This is a genomic window from Leucobacter chromiisoli, from assembly GCF_016522505.1.
GTDB classification, from domain to species: Bacteria; Actinomycetota; Actinomycetes; order Actinomycetales; family Microbacteriaceae; genus Leucobacter; species Leucobacter chromiisoli.
In genome coordinates this window covers 83,619-102,667 of sequence record NZ_JAEHOH010000003.1, presented here as the reverse complement: position 1 = coordinate 102,667, position 19,049 = coordinate 83,619, and the positions used below count along the sequence as shown (strand labels likewise).

Sequence of the window (19,049 nt, the reverse complement as noted above, 5' to 3'; positions counted from 1 at the left end):
AGGGTGCCGAGGCGGAGCGCATCCCGGAGAGCGGGGCGGTGGGCACCCCGGACGACATGCAGCGGCTGTGGGTTCCGCACCGCATGGTCTACGTCGCCGACGCGCACCAGCCCGACGAGCACGACTGCCCGTTCTGCGCCGCGCCGGGCCGCAGCGACGAGGACGCGCTGATCGTCGCACGCGGCCGGCACGCGTACGTGCTGCTGAACCTGTTCCCGTACAACAACGGGCACATGCTCGTGTGCCCGTACCGGCACTTCTCGAGCTACGACGACGCCACGCCGGAGGAGACCGTCGAGATCGGCGAGCTCACGCAGACCGCCATGCGCGTCGCGCGGCAGGTGATGAACTGCCACGGATTCAACATCGGCATGAACCAGGGGCAGATCGCGGGCGCCGGCGTGGCGGCCCACCTCCACCAGCACGTCGTCCCGCGCTGGGCCTCGGACGCGAACTTCTTCCCGATCATCGCGAAGACGAAGGCGCTGCCGCAGCTGCTGGGCGACGTGCGAGAGGCGATCGCGGCGGCCTGGCCCGTCGACCCCGGACCCGCCTGAGCGGCCGCGATCTACACTTACTCACCGATGCAACGTTAGGAAAAGAGGAGCAACCGTGTCCGGACACTCCAAGTGGGCGACGACCAAGCACAAGAAGGCCGTCATCGACGCGAAGCGCGCCAAGGCCTTCGCCAAGTACATCAAGAACATCGAGGTCGCGGCCCGCATCGGCGGAGCCGACCTGGCCGGCAACCCGACCCTGGCCGACGCCGTGCACAAGGCGAAGAAGAACTCGGTCCCCGGCGACAACATCGATCGCGCGATCAAGCGCGGCGCCGGACTCGACGGCGACGCCGTCGAGTACATGACCATCGTGTACGAGGGCTACGGCCCGAACGGCGTCGCGCTCATGATCGAGTGCCTCACCGACAACAAGAACCGCGCGGCGGCCGAGGTGCGCACCGCGCTCAGCCGCAACGGCGGCACCCTCGCCGACCCCGGCAGCGTCGCCTACAACTTCGCGCGCAAGGGCGTCATCACCGTGCCAGCCGAGGGCACGACCGAGGACGACGTGCTGCTGGCCGTGCTCGAGGCCGGCGCCGAGGAGGTCACCCCGACCCCCAACGGCGAGGCGTTCGAGGTGCTGACCGAGGCCTCCGAGCTGGTCGCCGCCCGCACCGCCCTGGTGGACGCGGGGATCGACTACGACTCGGCCGACGCCGAGTTCGTGCCGAACCTCAAGGTCGAGATCGATGCCGACACCGCCCGCAAGGTGTTCCGCCTGATCGACGCCCTCGAGGACAGCGACGACGTGCAGAACGTCTTCTCGAACTTCGACCTGACGCCCGAGGTGCAGGCCGAGCTCGAGAACGACGAGTAGGCCCGGCCGACGGGAGGCCCGCGTGCGCATCATCGGCATCGACCCCGGCCTGACGAGGTGCGGGATCGGCGTCGTGACCGCGGGCGCGGGCCGCCGCGTCACCTTCGAGCACGTCGAGGTGATGACGAGCGCGGCCGGCGCGAGCCTGCCCGAGCGGCTGCACCGGATCGGCTCCGGGATCGAGCGGCTGCTCGACGGCGAGAAGCCCGATGCGATCGCGCTGGAGCGGGTGTTCGCGCAGGACAACCTGCCGAGCGTCATGGGCGTGGCCCAGATCAGCGGCGTCGTGATGTACCTGGCCGAGCACCGGGGGATCCCGGTCGCCCTCTACACCCCGAACGAGGTGAAAGCGCAGGTCACCGGCTACGGCAGCGCCGACAAGGCGCAGGTGACGACGATGGTGACGCGGCTGCTGCGTCTCGCCGCGCCGCCGAAGCCCGCCGACGCGGCCGACGCGCTCGCCCTCGCGATCACCCACGCCTGGCACCTCGGCCGAGGCGGCACGGCGGACCGCCTCGGCCCGGGTGCCGCGCCGTCCGCGGAGACGCCGGCCCAGCGGGCGTGGCGCGAGGCCGAGCGGAGATCCGGGCTGCGCCGCGGGGCCCGCGGTTAGCTCCGCCCGCGTCCGGGCCTCCCGCCGTCGGGGCCGTCGGGGTCTTCGGGTCCGTCGCGGCCCTCGGGATCATCCGGGAGATCGACCGGCAGCGTGATGGCGCCCGTGTGGAGCGCCTCCTCGATCGCCTCCTCGACCTGGCGCTGCCTGCGCAGGCGGATCCTGCTCAGCGCCCGCTGCTCGGGGAGGCTCCACCCGAAGCGGACCGCGAGCAGCCGCACCACGGCCGTGACGACGACGCAGACGAGACCGGCGACCACGACGGGCGCCCCGAACGCGACCAGCACCGAGAGCACGGCCACGCCCGCGAGGCTCGCGAAGGCGTAGAGCGATCCGACGTGCATGACGGCGATCGGGATGTTCAGCATGACGTCGCGCAGCACGCCGCCGCCGACCGCCGACACCATGCCGATGAACAGCGCGGGGACGACGGGGAGTCCGAAGGCGAGCGCCTTGGTCGTGCCGATCGCGCCGAACATGCCGATGCTGATCGCGTCGAGGAGGGTGACGACGGGGTCGACCCGCTGCAGCAGGCGGGGGAGCAGCATGCCGATGAACGCGGCCCCGGTCGCGACGAGCAGGTACAGGTCGTTCGAGAACGCGGCCGGCGTGACCCCGAGCAGGATGTCGCGGAGGAATCCGCCCCCGACGCCCGACGCGATGCCGATGAAGGCGACGCCCAGCAGATCGAGGCGCTTGAAGCCCGCCGCGAACAGCGCGCCCTGGAGGCTGCCGACGGCTACCGCGGTGAGATCCGCGGCGAGCGGGATGGTGAAGGTCTCGTCGAGCAGCACCCGTCCATTCTCGCGCACGCGAGCTCCCGGTGCGCGATACTTGAGGGGTGCCCCTGTACCGCGAAGAGGGTGTCGTGCTGCGCACCCACAAGCTCGGCGAAGCCGACCGGATCGTCACGATGCTGACCCAGGGGAGGGGGCTGCTGCGCGCCGTCGCCAAGGGCGTGCGGCGCACCTCCTCGAAGTTCGGCGCCCGCCTCGAGCCCTTCATGGTCGCGGACATCCAGTGCTACGAGGGGCGCACCCTCGACTCCATCACCCAGGCCGAGACCCTCGGCGCCTACGGACCCCGCATCAGCGCCGACTACGACCGCTACCGCGCGGGCAGCGTCATGGTCGAGACCGCCGAGCGGCTGAGCGAGGGCGGGCCGACTCCGCATCAGTACCACCTGCTGGTGGGGGCGCTGCGCACGCTCGCCGCGGCGCAGATCCCGGCCGGCCTCGTGCGCGACGGCTACCTGCTGCGCGCGATGGGGCTCGCGGGCTGGACCCCGGGGTTCGAGGAGTGCGTGCGCTGCGGTGCACCCGGGCCGCACACGCTGGTCGTGGTGCAGCTCGGCGGCGTCGTGTGCGAGACCTGCCGAGTTCCCGGCGCCCCTCGGCTCGACACGGGCGCCGTCGCCCTGCTCTCGGCGCTGCTGGCCGGCGACTGGGACGCCGCGCTGGGCGCCGGCGCGCGCGAGCAGGGCCAGGCCGCCGGCATCGTGTCGGCCTACACGCAGTGGCACCTCGAACGCGGCCTGCGCTCCCTGGGGCCGTCGCGACGATAGGCTGATCGCTATGCACCGCGCGCCCGACGAACTGGTGCCCGTCGACTGGACGGGCGAGACGCCCCCCGAATTCGCAGGCCCCGCGCCGAAGCACGTCGCCATCGTGATGGACGGCAACGGCCGGTGGGCGAACCGGCGCGGCCTGCCGCGCGTCGAGGGGCACCGCATGGGCGAGCAGGCGCTGCTCGACGTGGTCGCCGGCGCCATCCAGGCCGGAGTGCAGCACCTCAGCGTCTACGCCTTCTCGACCGAGAACTGGCGCAGGTCCCCCGACGAGGTGCGCTTCCTGATGGGCTTCAACCGCGACGTGCTGCGCCGGCGCCGCGAGCAGCTCCACGCCTGGAACGTGCGGATGCGCTGGGCCGGCAGGCGCCCGAAGCTCTGGGGCTCGGTGATCTCGGAGCTGAAGACCGCCGAGCGCGTCACCGCGCACAACACGGGCCTCACGCTCACGATGTGCGTGAACTACGGCGGCCGCACGGAGATCAGGGACGCGATGCGCAGGATCGCCGAGGAGGTCGAGGTCGGGCGGCTCTCGCCCGGCGGCATCACGGAGCGCACGATCCAGAAGCACCTGTACGTGCCGGAGCTGCCCGACGTCGACCTGTTCCTGCGCAGCTCGGGCGAACAGCGCATCAGCAACTTCATGCTGTGGCAGTCGGCCTACGCCGAGATGGTGTTCCTCGACACGCTGTGGCCCGATTTCGGGCGCCGGGAGCTGTGGCGCGCCATCCGGGTCTACCAGTCGAGGGATCGCCGCTACGGCGGCGCCGTCGACACGCCCTCGGAGGGCTGATCCCGCCGTGAGAGAATGGGAAGGATGACTTCCCAGACCCTCACACGCCCCGACCGGCCGTCCGCCGCGGCCTCGGCGCCGTCCCGCCTGCGGATCGGGCCGATCGAGCTCGACGTGCCCGTCGTCCTCGCGCCCATGGCGGGCATCACGAACACCGCGTTCCGCCGGCTCTGCCGCGAGTACGGCGCGGGCCTGTACGTCAGCGAGATGATCACGAGCCGGGCGCTCGTGGAGCGCACGCCGGCATCGATGCGCCTCATCAAGCACCACGAGAGCGAGACCCCGCGGTCGATCCAGCTCTACGGCGTGGACCCGAGGACCGTCGCGGACGCCGTGCGCTTCATCGTCGACGAGGATCGCGCCGACCACATCGACCTCAACTTCGGGTGCCCCGTGCCGAAGGTGACGCGCCGGGGAGGGGGATCGGCGCTGCCCTGGAAGCGCGACCTCTTCCGCTCGATCGTGGAGCAGGCCGTGCGGGCCGCCGGCGACATCCCGCTGACGGTGAAGATGCGCAAGGGCATCGACGCCGATCACCTCACCTACCTCGACGCGGCGAAGGCCGCCGAGGACGCGGGCGTCGCGGCGATCGCGCTGCACGGCCGCACGGCGAACGAGTTCTACTCCGGGCATGCCGACTGGTCGGCGATCGCCACGCTCAAGGAGGCGATCACGAGCGTGCCGATCCTCGGCAACGGCGACATCTGGTCGGCAGACGACGCGCTCCGCATGGTGCGGGAGACGGGCTGCGACGGCGTCGTGGTCGGACGCGGCTGCCTCGGCCGCCCCTGGCTCTTCGGCGACCTCGCGGCCGCGTTCCGCGCAGAGGCGGGGGAGATCGGCTGGGACGAGGCGCGCGCCGCCACCGCGAGGCCTGCGCTGGGCGCGGTGATGACGGCCCTCCGTCGGCACGCCGAGCTGCTCGTCGACTTCTTCGACGGCGAGGAGGACCGCGCCTGCCGCGACATCCGCAAGCACGTCGCCTGGTACTTCAAGGGCTACGGGGTCGGCGGCGACACCCGTCGCGCCCTGGCGATGGTCGAGTCCCTCGAGCAGATGGACGAGATCTTCGAGACGATGGATCCGGCGATGCCGTATCCGGGCGAGGGCGCCGAGGGCCCGAGGGGTCGCGCGGGCAGCCCGAAGCGGCCGATCCTGCCCATGGGCTGGCTCGACAGCCGCGAGAGCGACAGCGCCGATCGCGCGGCCGTCGCGGAGGGCGAGCGCGTCGACGGGGGCTCCGACGGTGGCTGAGGCTCCGGCGGCGGCGCTGCCCCCCGGGTACTCCGACCGCGACGCCGAGCGCTTCGTGCCCGAGCATCACCGCAGCCGGCGCAGCGACTTCGCCCGGGATCGCGCCCGCGTGCTGCACTCGAGCGGCTGGCGGCGGCTCGCCGCGAAGACGCAGGTGCTCAGCCCGACCGCCGGCATCGACTTCGCCCGCAACCGGCTGACGCACTCGCTCGAGGTCGCCCAGATCGGCCGCGAGCTCGCCGTGGCCCTGGGCCTCGCGCAGGACGTCGTCGACACCGCCTGCCTCGCGCACGATCTCGGCCACCCGCCGTTCGGCCACAACGGCGAGCGCGCGCTGAACGACTGGGCGGCCGACGCCGGCGGGTTCGAGGGCAACGCGCAGACGCTGCGGGTGCTCACCCGGCTGGAGCCGAAGCGCTTCGCGCCCGACGGCGGGAGCGTCGGCCTCAACCTGACCCGGGCCACGCTCGACGCGAGCTGCAAGTACCCCTGGGCGCTCGACGCGGCCGAGCGCGACCCCGGGGAGGGGCGCGCCAAGTTCGGCTACTTCGCCGACGACGCGCCCGTGTTCGAGTGGCTCCGCGCCGGCGCGCCCGATCGCCGGAAGTGCGCCGAGGCGCAGGTGATGGATCTCTCCGACGACGTCGCCTACTCGGTGCACGACTTCGAGGACGCCGTGGTGAGCGAGCACATCGACCCCGAGATCCTCACCTCGCGCTCAGGCCACGACTCGCTGATCCGCGCCGTGTCGGAGTGGGCGGGGGGCTCCTTCTCGGGCGACGAGCTCGGGGCGGCGTTCGACCGCATCGCCGGCGCCTCGACCTGGCTGACGCGGTGGGAGGGCTCGCGGCGCGACCAGGCGCAGCTGAAGAACTTCACGAGCGAGATGATCGGGCGCTTCGCCGGCGCCGCGATCGACGCGACGCTCGCCGAGGCGGACGGGCGCCCGCTCGCGCGCTACGGGGCCGACGTCATCGTGCCGCGGGACGTGCGCGCCGAGATCGCCGTGCTGAAGGGCATCGTCGCCGCCTTCGTGATGGCGAGCGGACGCCGGCAGCCGACCTACCAGCGTCAGCGCGACCTGCTGACGGAGCTGCTCGACACGCTGTGGGAGGCGGGGGAGAGCGAGCTCGAGCCGCCCTTCGCCGCGGACCTGCGGGCGGCCTCGTCGGATGCCGACGCCAAGCGGGCCGTGGTCGATCAGGTCGCCTCGCTGACGGACCAGTCGGCGATCGCCTGGTACCGGCGGCTCTGCGACGTGCCGCTGGTCTAAACTTCCTAGCTATGGCAGGGCGGATCCGGCAGGGCGACATCGAAGAGGTGAAGCGCCGTGTCAATCTCGCCGATCTGGTCGGCGACTACGTCGCGCTGAAGAACGCGGGCATCGACTCGATGAAGGGGCTCTGCCCGTTCCACGACGAGCGCAGCCCCAGCTTCCACGTGCGCCCGGCCCTCGGCTACTACCACTGCTTCGGCTGCGGCGAGTCGGGCGACGCCTTCACCTTCCTGCAGCGCATGGACCACCTCAGCTTCACCGAGTCGGTCGAGCGCCTGGCGGCCCGCATCAACTACGTGCTCACCTACGAGGAGGGCGGCGTCCGCCGCGACGACGGCCCGAACCGGGCCCGGCTGCTCGCCGCGAACCAGGAGGCCGCGGCCTTCTACCGGGAGCAGCTGGCGGGGGACGAGGGATCCTTCGCCCGCGACTTCCTCGCCCGCCGGGGCTTCGACGGCGAGGCGTGCGACCGATTCGGGGTGGGGTACGCCCCGCGCGGCTGGGACTCCCTCACGAAGCACCTGCGGGGTCGGGGCTTCACACCGGTCGAGCTCACCCAGGCGGGGCTCGTGTCCGAGGGGCAGCGGGGGGTGTACGACCGCTTCCGGGGGCGCGTCGTCTGGCCGATCCGGGACACGAGCGGCCAGACGCTCGGCTTCGGCGCCCGCAAGCTCTACGACGACGACCAGGGGCCGAAGTACCTCAACACGCCGGAGACGCCGGTCTACCACAAATCGCAGGTGCTCTACGGCCTCGACCTCGCCAAGCGCGCGGTCTCCCGCGGGCACCGCGCGATCGTCGTCGAGGGGTACACCGACGTGATGGCGTGCCACCTGGCCGGAGTGGAGACCGCGGTCGCGACCTGCGGCACGGCGTTCGGCAAGGACCACATCTCGGTGCTGCGCAGGATCATGGGCGACGACGCCGCCGCCGAGGTGGTGTTCACGTTCGACCCCGACGAGGCCGGCCAGAAGGCCGCGCTGCGCGCGTTCAGCGAGGAGCGCCGCTTCACCGCGCAGACCTACGTCGCGGTGGCCCCCGACGGGCTCGATCCGAGCGACCTGCGGCTGCACCGGGGCGACGAGGCGGTCCGGGAGCTCTTCGACCGCAAGGTGCCGCTCTTCGAGTTCGCGCTGCGCCAGGCGATCTCCCGGTTCGACCTGAACACCGTCGAGGGCCGGGTCGCGGCGCTGCGGCGGGCGGCGCCCATCATCGCCGAGATCAAGGATCCCGCTCTGCGCCCCGGGTACTCGCGGGAGCTGGCCCGGATGCTCGGCAGCGACCTCGGCGAGGTGCAGCGCGCCGTGCGCGCTGCGGAGGCCGGCGCCGTACGGGGGCGGCAGCCGGATCCGCGGTCGCCGCAGGGCGCCGGCGGCGACCGCGGGGCCGGGGTCGACGGGGGCGGCCGGGAACCGGCGCCGGCGCCGCGGATCGGCCTCGCGACGCTCGCCCACGCGCCGAGCACGTGGCTCGAGCGGGACGCGCTGATGGCGATGCTGCAGCAGGGGGAGTCGGTGGGCGCCGACCTGCTCGCCCAGGCCGTGACCGCGCAGGTCTCGGAGCCGAGCCTGCGCGCCGTGCGCGACGCCGTCGGCGCCGCGCTGCCCGCCCTGGGCACGCCCGGATGGCTCGACCGCGTGCTCGCCGAGGCGCCGGAGGCGATCCGCGGGCTCGTCCGAGAGCTCGCGATGGCCCCGATGCCGCAGCGCAACGCGAGCCAGCTCGCCGCGTACTCGCGCGACGTGGTGATCTCGCTGCTCGACCGCGATCTGCTCTCGCTGAAGGGGGAGCTGGTGGCGAGGATGCAGCGCATCGGCGATCCCGCGGACCCGGGATCGAGGCGGATCCAGGAGCAGCTCGTCGCGCTCGAAGCGGCTCGCCGGGGACTGCGCGAAGAGTAGGCGGAGCCGCATGCCCTAGGCTTTTCCCGAGTCCGACGCCGCTCGCGCACCTGTCCCGATGCGAGCGGCACACCGTTCGAAAGGGGACGACGAGTTGGCCGATCCGATACTGACGAGCGACCCCGCGATCCGCGTCTCCGATCTCTCGCTGGCCTACCCCGCCCACGCGGGCGGGCGCGCCTTCCACGCGGTCGAGGGCGTGGGCTTCGAGATCGCACGCGGCGAGGTGCTCGCGCTGCTCGGCGAGAGCGGATCCGGCAAGTCCACCCTCACCCGCTTCCTCGCGGGGCGCGCGAGGGACGCCGGCGAGAAGTCGGCGAGGATCAAGGCGACGGGCGGCGACGCCTCGGTGCTCGGGGTCTCCCTGCGGCGCCTCGGCCGGCGCTCCTACACGAAGCTCACGGCGTACGTGGGGTTCCTCGCGCAGGATTCGGGGGCGACGCTGCCCCCCGAGAAGAACGTCGGGGACATCCTGCTCGAGCCGATCGTCGAGCGCAGCAGGAACTTCGACCGGGAGCAGCTGGGCGAGCGGATCGCCGAGATGATGGACATCGTGGCGCTGCCGCTGAGCAAGCTGCAGAGCTATCCGTACGAGCTCTCCAAGGGGCAGCGCCAGCGGGTGGCCGTCATGCGCTCCCTCATCCTCGATCCGCCCGTGCTGCTCGCCGACGAGCCGACCCTGGGCGTCGACGCCAACAACCGACCCCGCATCGTCGAGCTGCTCCGCTGGTACCGCGAACGCAGCGCCGCGACGATGGTGCTCATCAGTCACGACATCGGCATGCTCGAGGCCCTGGTCCAGGAGGTGCTGGTGCTCCAGGAGGGGCGCCTGATCGGTCAGGGCGACATCAACGAGATCTTCCGCCAGGCCGATCACGGCTACGTGCAGCGCCTCGCCCAGGCGCTGCGGGCGACCGCCTACGACGAGATCGCCGACGAGTGAGCCGGAGACGCGACGGTCGGGCCGGGTCGGCGTGTCTCGATTTGCATCGGCTTTTCGCGGCTTGCTACTATGAATGAGTTGCGCAAGCGATGATCCTCGATAGCTCAATTGGCAGAGCAGCCGGCTGTTAACCGGCAGGTTCTTGGTTCGAGTCCAAGTCGGGGAGCGATCCCGAAGCCCTCGTCGTCTCGACGGGGGCTTCGCCGTATCCCGAGCGATGCCGCTCGCGGACGGGCAGGCGAAGGTGCCGCGGCAGGGCGAAGGAGTCTCGAACATGGGTGGAACGGTCATCGCACTCGACCGGGAGCGCAGTCCCCGCGTCCCGGAGTCCGCCTGGGTGGCGCCGGGAGCCGTGGTCGTCGGGGCGGTGGCGCTGGGGGACGGATGCAGCGTCTGGTACCACGCCGTGCTGCGCGGCGACTCCGACTCGATCAGCGTCGGCGCGCGCAGCAACCTGCAGGACGGCGTCGTGCTGCACGCGGATCGTGGCGCCCCCGCCGTGGTCGGCGACGACGTCTCCGTCGGGCACGGCGCCGTGGTGCACGGGGCGACGGTCGGGAACGGGTGCCTGATCGGGATGAACGCCACCGTCCTGAGCGGCGCGGTGATCGGCGAGGGCACGCTCGTCGCCGCGGGCGCCGTCGTGCCGCAGGGGGCGTCGATCCCGCCGGGATCGCTCGTCGCGGGCGTGCCCGGTCGCGTGGTGCGCGCCCTGAGCGACGAGGAGCGCGCGGGGCTGCTCCGCAACGCGGAGCGCTACCTGGGCTACACCGGCTCCCACCGCGCCGCGACGGAGGAGCGGAGACGCGAAGAGGCCCCGCTCCTCGAAGCGGGGCCTCTCGACACGGAGGGGATGACGGGAATCGAACCCGCGTAATCAGTTTGGAAGACTGAGGCTCTACCATTGAGCTACATCCCCGTGCGAACGCACCTCCCCAAGCATAGTGCATCGAGAGTGCCCTCGGCGCCCGCACGCTGCGCAGGCGTGTCGCCGGCGCACCGCCGCCCTGCGCGACATGGATCGCCGCGCGAACCCGGTGGCGGGGCCGATTCGGCTAGACTTGCTAAGGTTGTCCACGTCTTGGGTGGTTTCGCGTACGCGGAACGCGCACGAGGTGACCGAACCGACAGTGGTTTCGGGGCGTAGCTCAGCTTGGCTAGAGCGCCCGCTTTGGGAGCGGGAGGTCGCAGGTTCGAATCCTGTCGCCCCGACTCGGATCAGTCGTCTGGTCCGTCTCACGCTGCACACCCCGCACGAATCCGAAATCTGAGAGGCCAAATTGCCGAAGACGAACGCTGAGAAGCTCACTCCGACCCGCGTCAAGCTGAACGTGGCTATCACTCTTGACGAGCTGGAGCCGCACCTCAAGCAGGCGTACCAGACGATCTCGGAGCAGGTCTCCGTCCCCGGGTTCCGCAAGGGCAAGGTTCCCGCCCCCATCATCGACCAGCGCATCGGCCGCGAGGCCGTGATCCAGGAGGCCGTGAACTCCTCGCTCGACGAGTTCTACCAGGCCGCCCTCGCCGAGTCCGGGGAGCGCCCGATGGGCCGCCCGACCGCCGACGTCGCCAAGTGGATCGATCCCAAGGACGAGCAGAGCGAGCTCGAGCTGGTCTTCGAGGTCGAGGTCCGCCCCGAGTTCACCCTGCCCGACTACGCGGGCCTCGAGCTGAAGGTCGACAACGCCGTGCTCGGCGACGACGCCGTCGACGCCGAGCTCGACAAGCTCCGCGAGCGCTTCGGCACCCTCGTGACCGTCGACCGCCCCGCCGCGAAGGGCGACTTCGTCGAGCTCGATCTGGTCGCCCGGATCGACGGCAACGAGGTCGACCAGGCCTCGGGCGTCTCCTACGAGGTCGGCGCGGGCAACCTGCTCGAGGGCACCGACGAGGCCGTCGAGACGCTCACCGCCGGCGAGACGACGACCTTCACCTCGCAGCTGCTCGGCGGCGAGTACGAGGGTCAGGACGCCGAGGTCGAGCTCACCGTCACGGCCGTGAAGGAGCGCGAGCTGCCCGAGGCCGACGACGAGTTCGCGCAGCTCGCGAGCGAGTTCGACACGATCGAGGAGCTGCGCGACAGCCTGAAGGATCAGGCCGTCCGCGCCGCGGTCTTCGCGCAGGGCCAGCAGGCGCGCGACCTCTTCACCGAGACCCTGATCGAGCAGGCCGGCATCCCCGTCTCCGAGGAGCTCGTCGAGGAGGAGGTGCACCGCCACCTGGAGGGCGAGGGCCGCCTCGAGGACGACGAGCACCGCGCGGAGGTCCGCGTCTCCTCCGAGAAGCAGCTGCAGCTGCAGCTCCTGCTCGACGCGATCGTCGAGGCCGAGGGCGTCACCCCGACCCAGGCCGAGCTGTCCCAGTACATCTTCCAGTCGGCTCAGCAGTACGGCATGGAGCCCGCGCAGTTCCTGCAGGCGATCAGCCAGGGCGGGCAGATGAACCTGATCCTCGGCGAGGTCACCCGCAACAAGGCCCTCGCCGTGGCGCTCGCGAAGGCCAAGGTCGTGGATCAGGACGGCAACGCCGTCGATCTGAGCGAGTTCACCGCCGTCGACGACAGCGAGGAGGAGGGCGACGAGGAGGGCTCCGAGGCGCCCGCCGAGAGCGCGGAGCCGGCTCCCGCCGAGGAGGCCGCCGCGGAGACCCCCGCGGCGCCGGCGAAGAAGGCCAAGAAGGCCGCGAAGACGGAGGAGGCCGACGAGGACGCGGAGGCTGCGAAGAAGGCCGCCCGCTCCGCGGCTGCGAAGAAGGCCGCCGCCACCCGCGCCGCCAAGAAGGCGGCCGCCGAGGCCGAGAAGACCGCGGAGTAACCCGCCGATTCTCCCGACGATCCCCCGCCCCGCTTCTCCGGGGCGGGGGATCGTCCCGTTTCGGGCCGGCCGGGCGGCCGCCTCGCGCGGATCCCGACGACGGCGCACGGCCCGGGGCACCGGATCGCTCTCCGCATGCGCCCACGGCGAACACGGGCGTACGCAGGGCCGCGAGTGGGTAGCCTCGTAGTAACCGAATCGAATGGAGCGCCGAATGGCAGAACAGGCAGGACAGTCGCCGCAGAACAGCGTGTTCGAGCGGCTGCTGAAAGATCGCATCATCTGGCTGGGGTCCGAGGTTCGCGACGACAACGCGAATGAGATCTGCGCCAAGATCCTCTTGCTGGCGGCCGAGGATCCCGAGGCCGACATCTATCTCTACATCAACTCGCCCGGCGGCTCCATCACCGCGGGCATGGCCATCTACGACACGATGTCGTTCGTTCCCAACGACATCGTCACCGTCGGCATCGGCATGGCGGCCTCGATGGGGCAGTTCCTGCTGACGGCGGGCACCAGGGGCAAGCGCTACATCACCCCGAACGCGCGCGTGCTGCTGCACCAGCCGCACGGCGGCTTCGGCGGCACCGCGAGCGATATCCAGACCCAGGCCGAGCTGATCATCTCGATGAAGAACCGTCTCGCGGAGATCACCGCCGCCCAGACCGGCAAGTCGGTCGAGCAGATCAACGAGGACGGAGACCGCGACCGCTGGTTCACCGCCGATGAAGCGCTCGAGTACGGGTTCGTCGACTTCATCCGCGATTCCGCGAGCGACGTCGTCGGCGGCGGCGGCACGGGCAAGTAGGTCGAGAGAAAGTGAATCATCCACACATGAATGCAGAGATGCCGCAGTCGGGCGGATCCGGCGTGGCGATGCCGCAGTCCCGCTACGTCCTGCCGTCCTTCGAGGAGCGCACCGCGTACGGGTTCAAGCGTCAGGACCCCTACGCGAAGCTCTTCGAGGATCGCATCATCTTCCTCGGGGTGCAGGTGGACGACGCCTCCGCCGACGACGTCATGGCGCAGCTGCTCGTCCTGGAGAGCCAGGATCCCGAGCGCGACATCACCATGTACATCAACTCGCCCGGCGGCTCCTTCACCGCGATGACGGCGATCTACGACACGATGCAGTACATCCGACCGCACGTGCAGACGGTGTGCCTCGGGCAGGCGGCCTCGGCCGCGGCCGTGCTCCTCGCCGGCGGCACGCCGGGCAAGCGCCTGGCGCTCCCGAACGCCCGCGTGCTGATCCATCAGCCCTCGACCGGGCAGGCCGGCCACGGGCAGGCGTCCGACATCGAGATCCAGGCGCGCGAGATCCTGCGCATGCGCGAGTGGCTCGAGGAGACGCTGTCGAAGCACTCGAAGCGCACGCCCGAGCAGGTGAACCGCGACATCGATCGCGACAAGATCCTCGGAGCCCAGGAGGCGCTCGAGTACGGACTCGTCGATCAGGTGCTGACGAGCCGCAAGAACCCGCAGCCGGTGCTGCCTCAGGAGTAGCCGAGGCGGGCCCCGGGGAGCGCCTCGGGGCCCGCGGCGTGCCGTCGTCGAATGTCGGTGGCTGCGGATAGGCTCGTGTGCAGCGAACACGTGATGATGCTGGGAGGAATCGCGGATGGCGAAGATCGAGAGCAGTGATCTGCTGAAGTGCTCCTTCTGCGGGAAGTCGCAGAAGCAGGTGCAGCAGCTGATCGCCGGCCCGCAGATCTACATCTGCGACGAGTGCGTCGCCCTCTGCAACGAGATCATCGAAGAGCGCATGGCCGAGCACGCCGAGCCCGAGTCGACGGAGTTCTCGCTGCACAAGCCGCGCGAGATCGCCGAGTTCCTCGATCAGTACGTGATCGGCCAGGATCGCGCGAAGCGCTCCCTCGCGGTCGCGGTCTACAACCACTACAAGCGCGTGCGCGCCATGCAGAAGCTCACCAGCGCGGAGGCGGCGGCAGAGCAGGTCGAGATCGCGAAGTCGAACATCCTCATGCTCGGGCCGACGGGCTGCGGCAAGACCTATCTGGCGCAGTCGCTCGCCCGCCAGCTCAACGTGCCCTTCGCGGTCGCCGACGCGACGGCCCTCACCGAGGCCGGCTACGTCGGCGAGGACGTCGAGAACATCCTGCTGAAGCTGCTGCAGGCGGCCGACTTCGACGTGCAGCGCGCCGAGACGGGCATCATCTACATCGACGAGATCGACAAGATCACCCGCAAGGCCGAGAATCCGTCGATCACCCGCGACGTCTCGGGGGAGGGCGTGCAGCAGGCGCTGCTCAAGATCCTCGAGGGGACGGTGGCCTCCATCCCGCCGCAGGGCGGGCGCAAGCACCCCAACCAGGAGTTCATCCAGCTCGACACGACGAACGTGCTCTTCATCGTCGCGGGCGCCTTCGCCGGGCTCGAGGAGATCATCGCCGGGCGGCTCGGCAAGGGCGGCATCGGCTTCGGGGCCCCCATGGCGAGCAAGCGCGACGACGCCGACCTCTTCGCCGAGGTGCAGCCCGAAGACCTGCACAAGTTCGGGCTGATCCCCGAGTTCATCGGCCGGCTCCCCGTGGTGGCGACCGTCGACCCCCTCGACGTCGACGCGCTCACCCGCATCCTCGTGGAGCCGCGGAACGCGCTCGTCAAGCAGTATCAGCGCATGTTCGAGCTCGACGGCGTCGGGCTGGAGTTCGAGGACGGCGCGCTCGAGGCGATCGCCGAGATGGCCGTCGCGCGCAAGACCGGCGCCCGCGGCCTGAGGGCGATCCTCGAGAACATCCTCGCGCCGGTCATGTTCGACGTCCCCTCCAACGACGAGGTCGCCAGGGTGATCGTGACCCGCGAGTCGGTGCTCGGCGAGGCGCACCCCCGGGTGCTCCGCGCCCGCGCGGAACGCTCCGCCTGACGGCGGAGGATCCGCCCGCTCCGGCGGAGCCTCGGCCGCTGCGAGCCCGGCTCAGCCGGTTCGAGTCATCCGATGCGGCTCAGGTCGAAGCTCAGCAGCATCGAGTCGTCGCTCTGCGGGATCGTGATGGCCTGCACCGAGAGCGTCGCGCTCTCGAGCGTCGCGATTCGGCCGCCCTCGACGGTCTCCTGCTCGTCGCCCACGGAGAAGCCGCCTGCGGCGACGATCTCGGACCAGAGCGCGTCGGCATCGGCGGGATCCGCCGCTCTGAGCACGACGAACCACTGATCCGCGCTCCGCTCGCCGGTGTCGTCGACGACCGCCCCTTCGGGGATCGGGAAGGCGTCCCGCGGGAAGCTCTGCGGGATCTCCGTCTGCTTCGGCGCGAGGTCCTCCGATCCGGTCTCGCCCCAGCTGCTCTCGCCGTTCGGGGTCTCGCTGCCCTTGTCGGGGGCGCCGGCGACATCGCCCGGCTCGGGTGCGCAGGCGGCGAGGCAGAGTGCCAGGGCGACGCCCGTCGCGGCGGCCGCCAGGCGCGCTCCGCGCCTGCCCGGGGCGGCTGCTCCGCCCCCGCTCGTGCGGTGCATCAGGTCAGCCAATCGTCGTCGGAATCGTCGTCTTCCCACTCCGCGGCGCCCGGTCCGCCGGCGGTCGGTCCCGTCGCGCCCGGTTCGCCCGCGCGCGGCGGGGCGCTCACGACGACCCGGCCGGCCGGGTCGAGCGACACGAGCACCTCGCCGTCGAGCTCGCAGCGCGGCCGACCCTCGAGCCAGGTGAGCGTCCAGGACGCGGCCTCGGGGAACCGGGCCTCCTGCGTCGCGATGGCCTCGTGCAGGGCGGAGGGCACGCTGGGGTGCGGGGGAGTCCCCGCACCCCAGCGCGTACCGAGTCGCACGGCTACGCCTCCTGCGCCTCGAGCCGGATGTCGGCGACGGTCACCTCGGCGACCTCCGCCGGCTCGATGCGCAGCTCGGCGATCCGCCCGACCGCGGCGAGGTCGGTCGAGGCGAGCGCCAGTCGATCCCGATCCGCGGCCGGCGCCTGCACGACCGCGAGGGTCACGGGCGTCTTCTGCGAGGCCTTCGCCGCGGTCTTGGCGCCGCGGATGCCGATGAGCGCGCCGCCGACGAGCGAGAGCAGCGCGGGGTCGGCGTCGTCGCCGGCGAGCCCCGTCAGCTCGGCCGCCTCCGGCCACCGCGCGCGGTGCACGGAGCCCTCGTTGAACCACGACCAGGTCTCCTCGGTCGCGTAGGGGATGAAGGGCGCGAGCAGCCGGATGAACACCGAGAGCGCGGCGCGCAGCGCGGTGACGGCCGAGGCCTGGGTCTGTCCGCTGCCCGCGTGCGCGCGCTCCTTGACGAGCTCCAGATAGTCGTCGCAGAACGTCCAGAAGAACGACTCGGTGAGCTCGAGCGCGCGGGCGTGGTCGTAGGCCTCGAACGCCCGCGTGGCGTCCTCGACCACCTGCGCGAGGCCGGAGAGCATCGAGCGGTCGAGCGCCTCGGTGACGGCGCCGGCCGCGCTCGCGTCGAACGAGAGCGTGAACTTCGCCGCGTTGAGCAGCTTGATCGCGAGACGGCGCCCGATCTTGATCTGCGTCGGGTTCTGCGGGTCGAACGCCGCGTCGGTGCCGAGCCTCGCCGACGCCGCCCAGTAGCGGACCGCATCCGAGCCGTGCTGCTGCAGCAGACCCGCCGGAGTCACGACGTTGCCCTTCGACTTCGACATCTTCTTCCGGTCGGGGTCGAGGATCCAGCCCGAGATGCCCGCGTGCTCCCACGGCAGCCGCCCGGACTCGAGCTCGGCGCGCAGCACGGTGGAGAAGAGCCAGGTGCGGATGATGTCCTGACCCTGGGGGCGGAGGCTGTAGGGGAAGACGAGGTCGAAGAGCTCGGGATCGCGCTCCCAGCCGCCTGCGAGCTGCGGGGTGAGGGAGGAGGTCGCCCAGGTGTCCATGACGTCGACCTCGCCCTGGAAACCGCCGGGCTCGCCGCGCTGATCGGCGGTGTAGCCCGCGGGAACGTCGCTGGAGGGATCGACGGGCAGCTCGTCCTCGGCGGGCAGGATGGGCTCGTCGAAGACCGGGTTGCCCTCGGCGTCGAGCGGGTACCAGACGGGGATCGGCACGCCGAAGAAGCGCTGGCGCGAGATGAGCCAGTCGCCCGAGAGGCCCTCGACCCAGTTCTCGTAGCGGACCCGCATGAACTCGGGGTGCCACTCGAGCTCGCGACCGTGCGCGAGCAGGCGCTCGCGCAGCTCCTCGTCGCGGGCGCCGTTCTTGATGTACCACTGGCGCGTCGAGACGATCTCGAGCGGCTTGTCGCCCTTCTCGAAGAACTTCACGGGGTGGGTGATGGCGCGGATCTCGCCGACCAGCTCCCCGGATGCCTGCAGCAGCTCGACGACGGCCTTCTTCGCGCTGAACACGGTCTTGCCGGCGATCTGCGCGTAGGCGTCGCGGCCGGCCTCGCTCGTGATCGCCTCGGGCGCCTCCGCGAGGACGCGGCCGTCGAAGCCGAGGATCGCGCGGTTGGGCAGATCGAGCTCGCGCCACCACACGACGTCCGTGACGTCGCCGAAGGTGCAGATCATGGCGATGCCGGTGCCCTTGTCCTGCTGCGCGAGGTGGTGGGCCACGATCGGCACCTCCACGTCGAAGAGCGGGGTGCGCACGGTCTGCCCGAAGAGCGGCCGATAGCGCTCGTCGTCGGGATGGGCCACGAGCGCCACGCATGCCGCGAGCAGTTCGGGGCGCGTGGTGTCGACGAGGAGGTCGCCGGAGCCGTCGGTCTTGTGGAAGGCGAGCGTGTGGTAGGCGCTCGGCTGATCCCGATCTTCGAGCTCGGCCTGCGCGACCGCCGTGCGGAACGTCACGTCCCACAGCGTGGGCGCCTGCGACTGGTACGCCTCGCCGCGCTCGACGTTGCGCACGAACGCGAGCTGCGACGCCCGGATCGAGTCGTCGCCGATCGTGCGGTAGCTCTGCGTCCAGTCGACCGAGAGGCCGAGCGTGCGCCAGAGATCCTCGAACTGCTTCTCGTCCTCGACCGTCAGCCGCTCGCAGAGCTCGATGAAGTTGCGACGCGAGACGGGCTGCTGGTCTGCGGCTTTCACGCTCTTGCCCTCGCCGCCGTCGTGCGGCGGCACGAAGCCCTCGACGTAGGGCAGCGAGGGGTCGCACCGCACGCCGTAGTAGTTCTGCACGCGGCGCTCGGTCGGCAGCCCGTTGTCGTCCCAGCCCATCGGGTAGAAGACCCGCTTGCCGCGCATGCGCCGGTAGCGGGCGACGGAGTCGGTGTGCGTGTACGAGAACACGTGGCCGACGTGCAGCGATCCCGACGCCGTCGGCGGGGGAGTGTCGATGCTGAAGACGTCGTCGCGGTCCGCGCCCTCGCGCGGGAAGGCGTAGGTGCCCTCGCGCTCCCAGGTCTCACCCCACTTCGCCTCGAGGCCTTCGAGTTTGGGCTTGTCAGGGATCGCGCTCATGCCGTGGCTCCGGGGGTCGATGTGGGCGGCACCGCGTCGTCGGGCGCGGTGCGGTACCGGGCGCCCTGGTGCCTGATGGTTGACCGCAACAGTCTATCGGGTGCGGGGGTGTCGCGCGGGGAGGGGCGCCATCTGCCGC

General features: G+C 71.3%; 18 protein-coding genes and 3 tRNA genes. 16 read left to right on the top strand and 5 right to left on the bottom strand.

What is annotated here, in order from left to right; genetic code table 11:
* Positions 1-56: 56 nt before the first annotated feature.
* Genes JD276_RS03220 through ruvC form a run of 3 tightly spaced genes read left to right on the top strand, consistent with a single transcriptional unit; the run spans position 57 to position 1,990 of the window.
* On the top strand, positions 57-557 hold the full coding sequence (locus JD276_RS03220) for an HIT family protein (protein WP_200114015.1): 501 nt from the start codon (positions 57-59) through the stop codon (positions 555-557).
* 55 nt (positions 558-612) lie between these two features.
* On the top strand, positions 613-1,377 hold the full coding sequence (locus JD276_RS03215) for a YebC/PmpR family DNA-binding transcriptional regulator (RefSeq protein WP_200113860.1): 765 nt from the start codon (positions 613-615) through the stop codon (positions 1,375-1,377).
* Between the two features lie 22 nt (positions 1,378-1,399).
* Positions 1,400-1,990, top strand: a complete 591-nt coding sequence (gene ruvC / locus JD276_RS03210) for a crossover junction endodeoxyribonuclease RuvC (RefSeq protein ID WP_200113859.1) — start codon at positions 1,400-1,402, stop codon at positions 1,988-1,990.
* Here the strand turns inward: ruvC and JD276_RS03205 are convergent.
* The gene (locus JD276_RS03205) at positions 1,987-2,802 is read right to left on the bottom strand and encodes a trimeric intracellular cation channel family protein (protein ID WP_372432809.1); all 816 of its coding nucleotides are present in this window, start codon (positions 2,800-2,802) and stop codon (positions 1,987-1,989) included. The two genes, ruvC and JD276_RS03205, sit on opposite strands and share 4 nt — an antisense overlap.
* Before the next feature lie 29 nt (positions 2,803-2,831).
* Between JD276_RS03205 and recO the strand changes: the two genes are divergently transcribed.
* The 8 genes from recO (at position 2,832) to JD276_RS03165 (ending at position 10,601) form a co-directional block, all read left to right on the top strand.
* Positions 2,832-3,554 (top strand): DNA repair protein RecO, encoded by a 723-nt coding sequence (recO, locus tag JD276_RS03200; RefSeq protein WP_200113857.1) that lies wholly within the window; start codon positions 2,832-2,834, stop codon positions 3,552-3,554.
* A gap of 10 nt (positions 3,555-3,564) precedes the next feature.
* Positions 3,565-4,350 carry an isoprenyl transferase gene (locus tag JD276_RS03195; RefSeq protein ID WP_200113855.1) on the top strand — a complete coding sequence of 262 codons (786 nt, stop codon included), beginning with the start codon at positions 3,565-3,567 and terminating at the stop codon, positions 4,348-4,350.
* A 24-nt stretch (positions 4,351-4,374) separates the two neighbouring features.
* A complete protein-coding gene (dusB, locus tag JD276_RS03190; RefSeq protein WP_200113851.1) occupies positions 4,375-5,604 on the top strand; it encodes a tRNA dihydrouridine synthase DusB in 1,230 nt (409 codons plus the stop codon).
* A complete protein-coding gene (locus tag JD276_RS03185; protein ID WP_200113844.1) occupies positions 5,597-6,877 on the top strand; it encodes a deoxyguanosinetriphosphate triphosphohydrolase in 1,281 nt (426 codons plus the stop codon). Before dusB ends, JD276_RS03185 begins: the two co-directional genes overlap by 8 nt.
* A gap of 11 nt (positions 6,878-6,888) precedes the next feature.
* Positions 6,889-8,781 carry a DNA primase gene (gene dnaG, locus JD276_RS03180; RefSeq protein ID WP_200113843.1) on the top strand — a complete coding sequence of 631 codons (1,893 nt, stop codon included), beginning with the start codon at positions 6,889-6,891 and terminating at the stop codon, positions 8,779-8,781.
* 94 nt (positions 8,782-8,875) lie between these two features.
* Positions 8,876-9,724: an ABC transporter ATP-binding protein gene (locus tag JD276_RS03175; RefSeq protein WP_200113842.1), complete on the top strand. Its 849-nt coding sequence runs from the start codon at positions 8,876-8,878 to the stop codon at positions 9,722-9,724.
* 93 nt (positions 9,725-9,817) lie between these two features.
* Positions 9,818-9,890: transfer RNA gene (locus JD276_RS03170), tRNA-Asn, on the top strand.
* 108 nt (positions 9,891-9,998) lie between these two features.
* The gene (locus JD276_RS03165; protein WP_200113840.1) at positions 9,999-10,601 is read left to right on the top strand and encodes a gamma carbonic anhydrase family protein; all 603 of its coding nucleotides are present in this window, start codon (positions 9,999-10,001) and stop codon (positions 10,599-10,601) included.
* On the opposite strand, the gene JD276_RS03160 is transcribed toward JD276_RS03165, so the two are convergent.
* Positions 10,573-10,643, bottom strand: a tRNA-Gly gene (locus JD276_RS03160). The genes JD276_RS03165 and JD276_RS03160 overlap by 29 nt on opposite strands.
* A 218-nt stretch (positions 10,644-10,861) precedes the next feature.
* On the opposite strand from JD276_RS03160, the gene JD276_RS03155 reads away from it, so the two are divergent.
* The 5 genes from JD276_RS03155 to clpX all read left to right on the top strand — a co-directional run bounded on the left by JD276_RS03155 (position 10,862) and on the right by clpX (position 15,424).
* Positions 10,862-10,936 (top strand) — tRNA-Pro (locus tag JD276_RS03155).
* Positions 10,937-11,004: 68 nt separating this feature from the next.
* The gene (gene tig, locus JD276_RS03150) at positions 11,005-12,537 is read left to right on the top strand and encodes a trigger factor (protein WP_200113839.1); all 1,533 of its coding nucleotides are present in this window, start codon (positions 11,005-11,007) and stop codon (positions 12,535-12,537) included.
* Positions 12,538-12,751: 214 nt separating this feature from the next.
* Positions 12,752-13,345, top strand: coding sequence for an ATP-dependent Clp protease proteolytic subunit (locus tag JD276_RS03145; RefSeq protein ID WP_233615263.1), 594 nt, complete (start codon positions 12,752-12,754; stop codon positions 13,343-13,345).
* Between the two features lie 26 nt (positions 13,346-13,371).
* Complete coding sequence (locus JD276_RS03140) at positions 13,372-14,043, top strand: ATP-dependent Clp protease proteolytic subunit (protein ID WP_200113837.1); 672 nt, start codon at positions 13,372-13,374, stop codon at positions 14,041-14,043.
* A 115-nt stretch (positions 14,044-14,158) separates the two neighbouring features.
* On the top strand, positions 14,159-15,424 hold the full coding sequence (gene clpX, locus JD276_RS03135; protein ID WP_200113835.1) for an ATP-dependent Clp protease ATP-binding subunit ClpX: 1,266 nt from the start codon (positions 14,159-14,161) through the stop codon (positions 15,422-15,424).
* 65 nt (positions 15,425-15,489) lie between these two features.
* Here the strand turns inward: clpX and JD276_RS03130 are convergent, their stop codons facing one another.
* Genes JD276_RS03130 through valS form a run of 3 tightly spaced genes read right to left on the bottom strand, consistent with a single transcriptional unit; the run spans position 15,490 to position 18,910 of the window.
* Entirely contained in the window at positions 15,490-16,011 is a 522-nt protein-coding gene (locus JD276_RS03130) for a hypothetical protein (protein WP_200113833.1), read from the bottom strand.
* Positions 16,011-16,319 carry a Fe-S oxidoreductase gene (locus JD276_RS03125; protein WP_200113831.1) on the bottom strand — a complete coding sequence of 103 codons (309 nt, stop codon included), beginning with the start codon at positions 16,317-16,319 and terminating at the stop codon, positions 16,011-16,013. Before JD276_RS03125 ends, JD276_RS03130 begins: the two co-directional genes overlap by 1 nt.
* A 2-nt stretch (positions 16,320-16,321) precedes the next feature.
* The gene (gene valS / locus JD276_RS03120) at positions 16,322-18,910 is read right to left on the bottom strand and encodes a valine--tRNA ligase (RefSeq protein WP_200113829.1); all 2,589 of its coding nucleotides are present in this window, start codon (positions 18,908-18,910) and stop codon (positions 16,322-16,324) included.
* Positions 18,911-19,049: the final 139 nt, after the last annotated feature.

Bases quoted from the DNA above. Each gene is read 5' to 3' on its own strand.
- JD276_RS03195 (WP_200113855.1), top strand. From the start codon at position 3,565: ATGCACCGCGCGCCCGACGAACTGGTGCCCGTCGACTGGACGGGCGAG.
- JD276_RS03145 (WP_233615263.1), top strand. From the start codon at position 12,752: ATGGCAGAACAGGCAGGACAGTCGCCGCAGAACAGCGTGTTCGAGCGG.
- clpX (WP_200113835.1), top strand. From the start codon at position 14,159: ATGGCGAAGATCGAGAGCAGTGATCTGCTGAAGTGCTCCTTCTGCGGG.
- dnaG (WP_200113843.1), top strand. From the start codon at position 6,889: ATGGCAGGGCGGATCCGGCAGGGCGACATCGAAGAGGTGAAGCGCCGT.
- JD276_RS03165 (WP_200113840.1), top strand. From the start codon at position 9,999: ATGGGTGGAACGGTCATCGCACTCGACCGGGAGCGCAGTCCCCGCGTC.
- JD276_RS03130 (WP_200113833.1), bottom strand. From the start codon at position 16,011: ATGCACCGCACGAGCGGGGGCGGAGCAGCCGCCCCGGGCAGGCGCGGA.
- dusB (WP_200113851.1), top strand. From the start codon at position 4,375: ATGACTTCCCAGACCCTCACACGCCCCGACCGGCCGTCCGCCGCGGCC.
- valS (WP_200113829.1), bottom strand. From the start codon at position 18,910: ATGAGCGCGATCCCTGACAAGCCCAAACTCGAAGGCCTCGAGGCGAAG.
- JD276_RS03140 (WP_200113837.1), top strand. From the start codon at position 13,372: ATGAATGCAGAGATGCCGCAGTCGGGCGGATCCGGCGTGGCGATGCCG.
- JD276_RS03220 (WP_200114015.1), top strand. From the start codon at position 57: ATGCAGCGGCTGTGGGTTCCGCACCGCATGGTCTACGTCGCCGACGCG.